The sequence below is a fragment of the Mesorhizobium alhagi CCNWXJ12-2 genome, from assembly GCF_000236565.1.
In the GTDB taxonomy this organism is placed as follows: Bacteria; Pseudomonadota; Alphaproteobacteria; order Rhizobiales; family Rhizobiaceae; genus Allomesorhizobium; species Allomesorhizobium alhagi.
In genome coordinates this window covers 15,723-27,981 of record NZ_AHAM01000337.1, presented here as the reverse complement: position 1 = coordinate 27,981, position 12,259 = coordinate 15,723, and the positions used below count along the sequence as shown (strand labels likewise).

The 12,259-nt window shown below is 59.1% G+C and carries 6 protein-coding genes and 3 pseudogenes; 5 read left to right on the top strand and 4 right to left on the bottom strand.

The window, feature by feature from the left end; genetic code table 11:
* A pseudogene (nodQ, locus tag MAXJ12_RS33610) lies at positions 1-1,021 on the top strand (bifunctional sulfate adenylyltransferase/adenylyl-sulfate kinase NodQ); the annotation flags it as partial.
* Positions 969-1,832, top strand: a complete 864-nt coding sequence (gene cysQ / locus MAXJ12_RS33605; RefSeq protein ID WP_050899013.1) for a 3'(2'),5'-bisphosphate nucleotidase CysQ — start codon at positions 969-971, stop codon at positions 1,830-1,832. The pseudogene nodQ and the gene cysQ, both read left to right, overlap by 53 nt.
* 596 nt (positions 1,833-2,428) lie before the next feature.
* On the opposite strand, the pseudogene MAXJ12_RS39530 reads toward cysQ, so the two are convergent.
* A pseudogene (locus MAXJ12_RS39530) lies at positions 2,429-2,880 on the bottom strand (IS21 family transposase); the annotation flags it as partial.
* A gap of 291 nt (positions 2,881-3,171) precedes the next feature.
* The gene (locus tag MAXJ12_RS33590; RefSeq protein ID WP_008840707.1) at positions 3,172-5,640 is read right to left on the bottom strand and encodes a sensor domain-containing protein; all 2,469 of its coding nucleotides are present in this window, start codon (positions 5,638-5,640) and stop codon (positions 3,172-3,174) included.
* Positions 5,641-6,333: 693 nt separating this feature from the next.
* Here MAXJ12_RS33590 and MAXJ12_RS39525 point away from each other — a divergent pair.
* Positions 6,334-6,720, top strand: a pseudogene (locus MAXJ12_RS39525) (transposase).
* Positions 6,721-6,865: 145 nt separating this feature from the next.
* Complete coding sequence (locus tag MAXJ12_RS33580) at positions 6,866-7,168, top strand: DUF982 domain-containing protein (protein WP_008840705.1); 303 nt, start codon at positions 6,866-6,868, stop codon at positions 7,166-7,168.
* Positions 7,169-7,626: 458 nt separating this feature from the next.
* Here MAXJ12_RS33580 and MAXJ12_RS33575 read toward each other — a convergent pair whose 3' ends face one another.
* Together MAXJ12_RS33575 and MAXJ12_RS33570 are read right to left on the bottom strand one after the other, a co-directional pair.
* Positions 7,627-9,249 (bottom strand): MFS transporter, encoded by a 1,623-nt coding sequence (locus MAXJ12_RS33575; RefSeq protein ID WP_008840703.1) that lies wholly within the window; start codon positions 9,247-9,249, stop codon positions 7,627-7,629.
* Positions 9,250-9,262: 13 nt separating this feature from the next.
* Entirely contained in the window at positions 9,263-10,093 is an 831-nt protein-coding gene (locus tag MAXJ12_RS33570) for an alpha/beta fold hydrolase (RefSeq protein ID WP_008840702.1), read from the bottom strand.
* Positions 10,094-10,359: 266 nt separating this feature from the next.
* Here MAXJ12_RS33570 and MAXJ12_RS33565 point away from each other — a divergent pair, with 266 nt between their 5' ends.
* Positions 10,360-11,715 carry a sigma-54 interaction domain-containing protein gene (locus MAXJ12_RS33565; RefSeq protein ID WP_244421695.1) on the top strand — a complete coding sequence of 452 codons (1,356 nt, stop codon included), beginning with the start codon at positions 10,360-10,362 and terminating at the stop codon, positions 11,713-11,715.
* The last annotated feature ends 544 nt before the right edge of the window (positions 11,716-12,259 follow it).

The window sequence follows — 12,259 nt, the reverse complement described above, 5'->3', positions numbered from 1 at the left end:
CACCATCGTCCTGGAAGACGAGGTCGAAGTCTCGCGCGGCAATCTTCTCGTCGCGCCCGAAGCACGACCGCAGGTGGCCGACCAGTTCGCTGCCAATCTGGTCTGGTTCGACGAGCAGGCGCTTCTACCCGGCCGCTCATACATCTTGCGCACCGAAACCGACCAGGCGAGCGCGACCGTTTCGGATTTGAAATACAGCGTCAATGTCAACGACTTCGCGCAGGAAGCTGCGAAATCGCTGGCGATGAACGAGGTCGGCGTCGTCAATATCTCGGCGCAGTCGCCGATCGCTTTCGACAGCTTCGCCGAAAACCGCACCACCGGCGCCTTCATCCTGATCGACCGCATAACCAATGCGACGGTCGGGGCCGGCATGATCCTACATCCCCTGCGCCGCGCAGCGAATGTGCGTTGGCAGGTGCTCGACGTCGACAAATCGGCCCGTGCAGATATGAAGCACCAGAAGCCGGCGGTGCTGTGGTTCACGGGCCTTTCCGGTTCGGGCAAGTCGACCATCGCCAATCTGCTCGAAAAGAGGCTGCATGCGAGCGGCCGCCACACCTACATTCTCGACGGCGACAACGTCCGCCACGGGCTTAACCGCGATCTCGGCTTCACCGACGAGGACCGTGTCGAAAACATCCGCCGCGTCGCCGAAGTGGCTCGGCTGATGGTGGACGCCGGCCTGATCGTGCTCGTCTCTTTCATCTCGCCGTTCCGCGCCGAGCGCCGCATGGCGCGCGAAATGATGGGCGAGGGCGAGTTCATCGAAGTGTTCGTTGACACCCCGTTCGAGGAATGCGCCGCGCGCGATCCGAAAGGGCTTTATGCGAAGGCGCTCGGCGGCGAGATCAAGAACTTCACCGGCGTCGATTCGCCTTACGAGACGCCTGAGAATCCGGACATAAGGCTGACGACAACCGGCAAATCACCGGAAGAGATGGTAGATGCTCTCGAAAGATGGCTGTATGAACGCAATATTGCCCAACGACCTCTTGCCGACGAAGGTGGATTCATCTGACGACAAGGCCGTCCTCGCCCTGTTCGAAGGGTTGGCGCTGTCGGCGGGTAGCGCCATTATGGCTGTTTTCGAGGCCGGATTTATCTATGAGACGAAGGCGGATGCCTCGCCGGTGACCGAGGCAGACCGGGCGGCTGAGCGCGTGATCCTCGAAGGTCTTCGCATCGCGTTGGCCGGCGTAACGTGCGTTGCGGAAGAGGAAATCGCTGCCGGCGCGGTGCCGGTGTTGAAAGGCGATTCGATCCTGCTGATCGATCCGCTCGACGGCACCAAGGAATTCATCAACCGCCGGAAGGATTTCACTGTCAACATCGCGTTGGTGCGCAACGGGACGCCTGAAATAGGCGTCGTCTATGCTCCGGCCAGGGGCCTTTTATATTCGGGGCGTCCAGGCGAAGCGACCGAGGTTTCAATCACACCGGACTTCATGCCGGCGGCCCGCCGCAAGATATCGGTACGAAGCGCGGCTGAGCCGCTCACGATCGTTGCAAGCCGGTCTCACCGCACGCTGGAAACCGACAAATTCATCGCCAGATTCGAGGGCGCGGATATCGTCTCGGTGGGCTCGTCGTTGAAATTCTGCCTGCTGGCGAGTGGAGAGGCCGATCTTTATCCGCGTTTCGGCCGCACCATGGAATGGGACACCGCGGCCGGTGATGCCGTGCTGCGGGCGGCTGGCGGGCGAACCACGCTCATTGATGGCCGGCCGCTTTACTATGGCAAACGTGGTCAAGTTGATGAGTCGGATTTTGCAAATCCCTGGTTCATAGCAGACACGTCACAGGCTGCGGCCGACCAGCGTCTACGCTGACTGAGCATCCGTCCGATTCCAGCGTAACGGGCCGACGCTAGTCTCTCCGGCAGAACGTCCTGCTGTAGCACGATCCATTCCGGTTCAAGGATCGGAGCATTCTTATTCTTAGCGTATGCCGGTCATCCAGCGTATCGCCCCAGTTTTCCTCTATGCACAACAGCTGCCAGTCATTGGCGAAGCGGGCCTTTGCCAGCTCGAACTCGCGCCGGATGGACGCTCTGACAGCCTCATTGAGCGATACGATCATCGCTTCTGCCATGGCAACGACGTAACACATCGCCTATATGTGGCCAACGATCGTTGTGCTCCTCAATCTGCGGGCAAAGTCATGCGGAGTCCAAATGGGTGCTCGGAAAGCCAGAGAAATCAATTCGCTAGAGATCAGTGGGACTTCAAAATATTCAAATCTTTTCCAATGTTTTTCGATGTTGTTGTCCCACCGGACAAAGCCTTCTCCCTCTTCAAGACCGATTTCGCCCCGAGGAACAAATTCGTCGGATAAGTGACGGTCCTTGTGCGGAATCGATCATTCGTTTTCTCCAGCTGCTAGCATCCTGTAGCGCCAGAAGGCGACATTCTTGTTGTGTCCGCTAGGCCCTCACGAACATCATGCGGCTGTGGCAGAATCGAACATGGGCGACCTTCACGGTCACCGTTACGCCGTTGTTCAGGACGATCTCGTGGCTCCAGTCGAACTGGTAGGCCTCGCCCGGCGCGAAGAACAGCGGCACATGGGCATCGGCCATTGCCGATCCCTGCGCCTTCGCCCAACGTCTCGCATAGCGCCAGATCGCTTCGTAGCCACCCTCGTAGCCCAAGCCGCGAAGCTCTTCGTAAATCCGGATCAGCGTCAGCTGCTCGCGCCGCCTTGCTGCGGTTGCAACTCAAAAACCCATCGAGCTGACGAGCTGATCCTGCCACGGGCCGATCTTCGGCTGGGGTTGCCGCGCTCGCGCTCGTAGGAGAACGACGTCTCGTCAGACCTGAGAATCTTCCGGACCGTGTTGCGCGACACGTGCAACTCGCGGCAGATTCGCTTGAGTGATCATCGTTGCACTTGGAATGCGCGCCGAACCCGGGGCAAGCCAACCCAGAATGCACACATGGCGAATTGGATCAATGGCGTTGCTCCTGCACACACGGCCATCTCGCCTGCCGGGATATTGCTTCCGTCCGTGCCGCACCATCCAAGGTGGCTTACCAGACCATCAAGAGATTTTGAGCAACAGGGGCTATGCTTCACAAGCGCCGGACTTGCGATCACCGGCGTGAAGCCGGGACCAGATCAACGCTGCGCGTGCGTGTCTATGTGCTGTGCTGCAAGCATCGTGAGCCGCTATTGCCCTCCGCGTCGACTCGCCTCGCTTGACGTCGGTGCGCGTTTGCCGACCTCCTTCGCATACAGCTCGATCGGATAAGGCCTTCCGATCAGATACCCCTGCAGAGCACTGCAGCCTTCCTCGGTAAGAAAGCTCAGCTGATCGAAGGTTTCGACGCCTTCGGCGACGATGGGCATAGAGAGATCTCGGCCCAGCCCGACAATGGCGCGGATGATGGCCGCCGATTGCGGATTCTGCTGAAGCATCCAAACGAATGACTTGTCGATCTTGATTTTGTCGAAGGGGAAAGACTGGAGATAGGAAAGCGAGGAATAGCCGGTCCCAAAATCGTCCAGGGCGATCTTTACTCCGATCGATTTGAGGCGCCTGAGGATCGAACTCGCCCGCGAGAAGTCGTCGAACAGCACGCTTTCTGTGATTTCCAACTCGAGCCGCGTCGGATCGAGCGCCGACTGCAACAGAATCGCATGCACCATACCTGGAAGATCGCCTTGGCGAAACTGTACGGGAGAGAGGTTGACGGCGATGTGGATCGTGTTCGGCCATGACGCGGCCTCGCGACAGGCCTCGCGCAGCACCCATTCGCCGATTGGCACGATCAATCCGCTCTCTTCGGCCAGCGGAATAAACTCCGCAGGTGGGATCATTCCTCGCTCTTTGTGGGACCACCGGACCAGGGCTTCGAACCCAATGATCTGACCTGATACGTTCGCCTGCGGCTGGTAGTGCAAGAACAACTCGTCGTTTGCTAGAGCCGAACGCAAGTCCTTCTCAAGTGCGCGGCGTTCACGCACCTTGCGATCCATATCCGCCTCGAACATGCGGAAAACGCCGTGCCCGTCGGCCCTGGCGCGATCGAGCGCTGCGTCAGCGTTGCTCAATAGGGACGTGACATCAACGGCGTCATCGGGAAAGAAGGCGATGCCGATGCTCAGACCGACGTGCAATTGGTGGCCATCGACATCAAAAACGTCCGCGATCGTCGCCAGCAGGCGGTCAGCGAGCGCTATCGCTGTCTCCGGATGCGGGCCATCAGCAATGATAGCTGTGAACTCATCGCCGCCGGTGCGGGCGAGAAAGCTCTTGTCAGCGGTGACTGACAGCCTCGTCGCGACCTGTCGAAGCAGCGAATCCGCTACCCCTGGGCCGCAAGCATCATTCACTTCCTTGAACCCGTCTACGTTGAGGCGCATGACAGCGAAGGCTTCCCTGCCTGATGTCGCCCGCTCGAGTGTGAATTGGAGACGCTCGACGAGTGCTGTCCGGTTGGGCAAATCCGTCAGCCCGTCGTGGGTGGCCAAATGGGCGATCCGCGCCGCGTCCCGTTTGCGCTCGGTCACATCCTCGGCCACCGCGAGAATATATTTCGACTTTCCGTCATGGCTTTCCACCGCGAGCCGTCGCGTAACGAGATCCCGTGTGCCCTTGTCCCGCGTGTGGATCTGCTCTTCCTCGGCTATCTGGATGGAATCGGAACGCAACGCCTGCTGATCACGAACCGCGAACGCCTCGGCCTCTTCTGGCGGAAAGAGGTCGGAATCGGTCTTGCCGATCAGCTCGTCGCGCGGAATGCCAAGCAGTTCCTCTCCCGCCCGGTTCATCAGCACATAGCGGTTCTCCCGCGCCTCTTTAGCGAAGAGCATGACGGGAATGTTTTCGATTACCGTGTCCAGGAACTCTCTGGTGCGACGCAGGTCGTCCTCAGCTCGCTTGCGCTCCGTCACGTCGACAACCGCAACCATGAAGGCTGGCCGGCCATCATACTCGATCCCCTTGGAGTAGGCGACGATGTCGATCATGCTGCCGTCCGCCTTCATGTGGCGCCAGGTACGCCCGGTGCGGTACGAGCCCTCGCCTGTGCCGACCACTTGGAGAAACGCTTCCCTGTCTTCCGCCAGCCTTATTTCAATAACTGATTTGGAAAGAAACTCTTCGCGGGTGTAGCCGTAATGCTCGACGGCAGCTTGGTTGACGGCCAGAAACCGCAAGCTGGCTCTATCAAACACCCACATGGGGACTGGGTTTTGTTCGAACAGCAGCTGTAGCGTACCTTCGTGCTGCTTCAACTTGGTGATGTCCGAAATACAGCCGACGACGAAGCGAGCGCCATTCGGCAGCGACGCCCGCGCTTTGCGCGTCACCAGGGTGCGGATTTCCCCTTCCGGCCCCAGCATGACCTCCTCATTCTCATTGACTTCTCCGGTTTCCAGCACCAACCGGTCAACCTGCCGGAACACATCCGCCTGTTCCTTCGGGACGAAGTCGTAATCCGTCTTGCCACCCAATTCCTCATAAGAATGACCCATGAAGTCGCACATGCTTCGGTTCACCACGACGAAGCGGGATTGATCATCCTTTAAGAATATCGGGTGCGGCACGGCGTCGAGCACCAAGCGCACGGCGTCAGCATCGTCCTTGGAGAAGGACCCGGTCACCAGTTCCACAGGAAAGTCTGAACACGACATTCCGCATCTCCCGTGTGTGAAGAACCAACGGTTGTATATTAAGAACCCATATCTGTCCGCAACCATCCAAGAATGATATTACCTATGATTAAAATCGGGGCGGAGTAACGGATGATCTGCCAAGCGAATCGCAGAACTGACGAGCCAACGAGGATGCTGCCGGATAGCGAGGCTTCTCCAAGGCCGGCAGGCTGTGCTGCAGCAAGCGCATTCGAGAAAATGATTGAATTTGGCGTTATACCAACATTTTCGGCCCACCGAGCGCTGCTCCTTTACGCCTGAGCTCGTCGGGCACTCTGCCGACGCAGGCACGAATCTCTCCGCTGAAGAGCAGGTGGATAGGTGCGCGGAGTGGCGGCCCACCACGATGCTTCTAGATGCAGCCCGAAGGGGCCAACCCCGGACAGTTTCGCTGTTTCAGAGACTAAGGGGGTGGCGCACATCCAACCGATACTCTGTGTTGCGGATTGCGAGGCCACTCAGGACGCCGCGCCGCAGTCCACATCTCGACGCAGGCACAGGAAAATAAAGAAGGCGACTCCAATCTGCGTTCCGCGGGGGAGTCACCGGATATTATGTTCATGCGTCGACGGCGGCATTGAGGAGCACGGCTTTTGGCCGTGGTTGATAAAGTCCGCAAGTTCTTGATGCTGCGCGCGAGATATAGATGTTTGACATCGCAGGGAGTGTCTCATGGCCGACCTCAAGGAAGCCGAAGTGCCCGTGAAGGAACAGACGCCTGATATCAAGCAAAAGGCGCCGAAGCCGAGGAAGCGAACCGGGCGGCAGGAGGGCGCTGTACGAACCAGAGCGCCAAAGTCGGCCCAACAAGCGTCTTCATCTAAAGCGATCGCTTCGCCTGTCGTCCGGACAGCGCGGAAAATCTACTCTGAGAAAGAGCGGGCCCAATAGCTCGGCGAGATCGAAAAGCAGATCGGACATCAAGGCCGCTGTCCAGAAAGCGATGAGCTCAAGGATCTGGTGAAGCTTGAAGAAGAGAATACCCGTCTGAAGAAGCTCCTCGCCGACCGGCTCCGGAAGGAAAACGCCGACCTCAGGAAAAAGCTTGGGCTTGCTTGAGCCGGTCAGCGGCCAAAGTTGAGGCGTTCGCATCGGGCCCATCTTGAACCGTCATCAGGCTGACAACACACTCTGCGATGGTCGCCGACGATCCCAACGGCGGTCGCTTCACACACCCGAGCCGTTCGACAATTTGGAGGAACGAATGAACCTCACGGCATTCAGCAGCCCCGTCTTCATCAAGCATGGATCTTACCTTGTGCAGGAGATTGTCGATCTCGCAATCGCGATCGAGTTTCTGGAGGAATGGCCGGAGGACCGCCGGAATCTAATCCATGCAACAGCCCTCCGCGCATGCTACCAAGCACATGACGGCCGTAAGCCGATGGGCATCGCCCGCTATGCCTTTGTCGGCTTCGCGAAGCGAGCCGGAATCCTGGAAGACTCGGGGGCGGTAATGCCGTGGATCGCTGCTTCCAATTCGGGCGGTGGACAGGTGCAGGTGTAGGCCCACTCGCCGTCCGTCTCATTTGCCGCCAAGAGTCCCGCTAGGCCAGGCGGCCCGATCGCCTGGGCAGGGACATTGACCTGAGACCCTGAACTTCCTCCAGTTTTGGCTAAATCCCTCGAAGGGGAGACGGGCGATGCGACCATCGCGGTTTACGGAAACAGCTTCGGGATGCTGAAGGAGCAGGAGGTCGGCTCGAAGACGGCGGATTCTAAATCGGCGCTTGATCGCTGATCCCTGATGGTTCCTGGGACGACCCCCATCAGGTGGCCAATGTTACTGTCAGATCCATAACGTTTGGGCATAACCGGCCCCGATGATGACCTGGCCAATCTTTTATGCGGGGTCGAATTTAGTCCGGTTCAGCCTGTCGAGCGGACTCATCAGCCGAAGCGGTTGAAAGCGAGAAATGACGCGCGGCGCCGTCACAACAGCGCCGCGGTCTTCTTTCCGTCGCTCTAGTCGCTCAGGTCGCGACCACGTGTTTCCGGTAGCAGAACCGCTCCGATGATCGCGGTCAAACCGGCAAACGCGACGGTGTACCAGAGGCCACCGAAGATATTGCCGGTCGCGATGACGACAGCCGTCGCAACAAAAGGCGCGAATCCACCAATCCAGCCGTTGCCGAACTGCAGGGCAACGGAGACGCCGCTATAGCGTATTTGAACCGGGAACAACTCTACCAAGAGTGCGCCCAGCGGTCCGTAGACCATGGTCGCAAGAAAGATCAATGCGAACAGAACGGCGACCACCATGGGGCCGTTGGGCTGCACGGGGGTGTTTGCCGGCGGCAGCCCCTTTTCGGTCAATGCCGCAAGGAGTTGGGCATCGTCGAAAGCTCTGGGGGCGTCGTCGTCTATCTGGATGCTGAGGGGTTCAGCGCCCGCGTTGACAGTGTAGGGAACAGCACGAGCCGTCAGCAGCGCCTTCACCCGCTGGCAGTCTGTCGTTGTCTTCGGCCGAAAAAGCTGGCCGACGAACGACTGATCCTGGCGGCAATCATTTCCAGTTAGCACCACTGACGTCTTGGCGCGAAACTCCGCGAGCGCGGGGTTGCCGTAGCTCGCCAAGCCCTGGAACAGCGGCATGATCAGCACCGCGGACAGCGCGCAGCCCGTCACCACTATCCATTTGCGTCCAATCCTGTCGGACAGCCAGCCGAAGACGAGAAAGAACGGCGTGCCGAGAGCGAGTGCCGTCAAAAGGTAGAAGTTTGCCTGATCGTGGCTCATCTTCAGCGTCGTGGTCATGAAATAGAGGCTGTAAAAGTGACCCGTATACCAGATGACCGCCTGCCCGGCGACGATGCCGAAGATGGCAACGAGCACGAGGCGCAGGTTGCGGCCGTTGGCAAAGGTATCGGCGATCGGATTCTTCGATCCTTTGCCCTGCGCCTTCATCTCCTGGAAGACGGGCGATTCATGCAGCTTGAGGCGGATGTAGAGCGACAGGACGAGCAAGACGACCGAGCCGATGAACGGTATGCGCCAGCCCCAGCTTGCGAAATCCTCCGCCGACATGGAAGCGCGGCACAGAACGATCACGATCAGCGACATGAACAGACCGAGCGTCGCGGTGATCTGGATCCAACTCGTCGTCAACCCCCGCTTCTTCACGTCGGCATGCTCCGCGACATAGGTGACGGCGCCGCCGAATTCGCCGCCGACGGCCAGGCCCTGCAACAGACGCAGAGACACCAGCAATATGGGAGCGGCCCAACCGATCGTCTCGAACGTCGGCAGAAAACCGATGGCCACCGTGGCAAGCCCCATGACCAGCATGGTCACGAGGAAGGTCTTCTTGCGACCAACAAGATCGCCAAGCCGTCCGAAAACGATGGCTCCGAACGGGCGAAGGACGAAGCCTGCCCCGAAAGTCGCCAGCGCGGCAAGCAACGCTGCGGTTTCATTGCCCTTCGGGAAAAACAGGGTGCTGAACAATACGGCAAGGGAGCCGTATACGAAGAAATCGTACCACTCGAACACGGTGCCGAGCGCCGCGGCAAAGACGGTTCGCTTGGTGTCCTGGTCAAGCGCTTGTGGTTTCGAAGGGGCATGTGAAGTGATGTCTTGGACGGACATTTGAGCCTCCCATTCAAACAGCTTGTTGCGAGAGGGCTACGCCCCTCTTCTGATCGGATTGGCTGACGTTGGCGACGAGGAACTCGTCGAGCACGCGGTTGAAGACCTCTGGCTGCTCGAGCATCGGGAAATGGCCGGCCTCGGCGACGACCTCGAGCCGGCTGCCGGTAATTCCTTCTGCCAGAACAACCGACTCGCTCGGCGGCGTGATGACATCCTCGTTCCCTACAACGACCAATGCTGGCACCCGGATCTCTCCCAGCCTGTGTCGGCTGTCTGATGCATTGAGGGAGGCGATCGCATTGCGCGCCACAAAGTCCGGCGTCTGCGCGACCTCTTGCTTGGCGAATGCGATGAGCTCCGCGCTTGCAGCTCGGCCGAAGGATCGCTCGATGACATTCTGGCTTGCTGTTACGACACCCAATTCATCGATGGCTTTCAGCACATTGCCGGCATTCACGTCCTCACCAAGCCCGTGCGACGTAGCACCGACAAGCACAAGCGCTCGCACGCGCTCGGGGTTGGATAGCGTAAAGCTCTGGGCCACGGTTCCTCCCATCGAAAGACCGACAAGAACGGCCTCATCAATGTCCAGCGCGCGATAGACGTCGAGCACATCGTTCGCAAAGGCCTGGACCGTGTAGCCGCGCCCCTGGGGGCGCGGGGCTACACCATGTCCCGGCAAATTGATCCTGACGACCTTATATCGCGACGAGAAGGCCTCGACCTGTTCTCGCCAGAATTCGGCCGTTGTCGTGAACCCGTGCACGAACACTAGCGGTGTTCCAGATCCCGAGACGCGAACCACTGTGTCTCCGATTTCCAAGGTGTCGATGCGCGTCATACGTTCCTCCTGCGCGTTTCTACGCAAGGAACCTCGCAAGGCTCGGGCCAGTCCGGACGCGCCGGCCCCAGCGCACCACTATCCAATTGATATACCACCGGAAAATCTATGCCCAGAAAGCTGCTAGACGTGTTTGACACGCAGCAACCACAACAGTATCGTCTCGCGAAGGAGACATAAACGTCTCATTTGCGAGACGCGATCCAATTGCGAAGCATATTGGCCCTAACAAGATAAGGATTTGCATGCCTCTTCCGGGATGGTTTGTGGGTTCATCGGAAGAGGCTGAGTTTCTGAGGCTCATCCTCGATCACGTTTCGGACTGCTTGGTCGCCGTCGATACAGCTGGAACGATTGTGTTGATCAACGAGCCTTATTGTCGCCTGCTGGGAGGCGAGGCAGATGAATTTCTGGGTCGACACATAACAGATGTGGTTGGGCCGCAAACGAAGCTTCACTTCGTTGCGCGAGGCGTGGGGACCCATGTGGGTTATCCTTTGGAAGTTCGCGGGCACAAATTGGTGACGAAGCAGGTCCCGGTACAGCGCGACGGTGTTACCATCGGTGCGGTAGGGCTGGCCCTTTTCTCCGATTTCGATGCGCTGAAGAAGACATACAGCCGTATCTCGAAGGCGGAGCTAGCAATCCCTCAAAGCAACAAGCTGTGGCAATCAAAATTCAGCTTGGACGATATCCTTGGAGAAGGTGAGCAGATGGAATCGTACCGCGGCTCCCTTCAGCTGGTCGCGGCCTATGATCTGCCAGTGCTCATCAGCGGTGAAACCGGTTCCGGCAAGGAATTGGCCGCACATGCTATTCATGCGCTGTCCGACCGATCCGACGAACCTTTCGTCTGGGTCAACTGTGCTTCGATCCCAAGTGAGCTCGTCGAGGCCGAGCTGTTCGGCTATGAAGGCGGCGCCTTCACCGGCGCCCGCGATCGCGGCAAGCCTGGCAAGTTCGAACTTGCCGGTGGCGGCGTGCTGTTCCTGGACGAGATCGGTGATATGCCGCTTTCTCTTCAGGGGAGCCTGTTGCGCGTCCTTCAGATCAACGAGATCGTGCGGGTAGGCGGCACCACTCCAGTGAGCGTCAACGCTCGGGTTGTATGCGCCACCAACCGACCTCTCGCGAATCTTGTCAAGGCCGGCCGCTTTCGCGAGGACCTTTACCACCGGCTGAATGTTCTGCCCATAAATGTGCCTGCTCTACGTGAGCGGAATGACCTCAGCTTTCTTGCGGGGAGATTGCTCTCATGCATCGCTGCACGGTTGGGCAAGCCGATTCCCGCTCTGGCAGAAAAGGACCGTCAGCTGTTGCTGCGGCATGCGTGGCCCGGCAATGTGCGCGAACTGGAAAATGTTCTGACGCGGCTGATCATCACCGGCAAGCTCTCACTGCCCTTTACCGATCCTCCTTCTGAGCCGGCGCGGGATGGATCGATCCCTCCGCTTAAGCGGCGAATTCAAACCCAGACCGGAGCGGAGATCCATGCCGCGTTGGAGCGTACTCAAGGAAACAAGCGTCGAGCCGCCGATCTGCTCGGCATAAGCCGCGCACATCTGTATCGGCTCTTGAAAACGCAGGGCGTCCGTTCGTCCGAAGAGCCCGGCCCCGGGTGAAGCGTTGCCGATGAGCTGCAAACACTTTGCACGAGAAGCCTCGCCGGCGCGGGTAGCACCAATCGCGTCGACAGGGGCCCCAGGAGGTGGCGGCGAGCGCTCGCCAGGGCGGAGCCGGTCAAGGTTGCGTAGCCCGGGCGAGCGCGGCTGAGCTTGCCCAGAGATTGATCACGCGCGGTTCTTGAGCCGCCAGGAGCTCCGTTACCGGTCTTCCGATCTCGCAGCGATGGCATGCCGAGCAGCGTCGGGCGATCGACGAATGCTGCCTTGATCCCGTGGGCCTCGGTGAAACCGTTCACCAACATCTCCAACTGAGATGAGAGAGGTCGACGGAGCGCTCGCTTGCGCCGATAGCACCGCCATAGGCCGGCCGTTTCGCTTGCGGAATTCCGCCTGGGTTCGCTGACAAGTGTCTTGCCACATTCGATTGCCGAGGGTCGTCTGTGACCCGCTTGCGGCGCAAAGATTGGGTGCAGCGCCTAAACATTCATCAGCTCGTGATTAAACACTAGACATTCAGTATAAATAATAGACTCGGCTGTTA

Excerpts from the sequence above, each read along its gene's own strand:
- cysQ (WP_050899013.1), top strand. The coding sequence starts at position 969 with ATGAACGCAATATTGCCCAACGACCTCTTGCCGACGAAGGTGGATTCA.
- MAXJ12_RS33590 (WP_008840707.1), bottom strand. The coding sequence starts at position 5,640 with ATGTCGTGTTCAGACTTTCCTGTGGAACTGGTGACCGGGTCCTTCTCC.
- MAXJ12_RS33580 (WP_008840705.1), top strand. The coding sequence starts at position 6,866 with ATGAACCTCACGGCATTCAGCAGCCCCGTCTTCATCAAGCATGGATCT.
- MAXJ12_RS33575 (WP_008840703.1), bottom strand. The coding sequence starts at position 9,249 with ATGTCCGTCCAAGACATCACTTCACATGCCCCTTCGAAACCACAAGCG.
- MAXJ12_RS33570 (WP_008840702.1), bottom strand. The coding sequence starts at position 10,093 with ATGACGCGCATCGACACCTTGGAAATCGGAGACACAGTGGTTCGCGTC.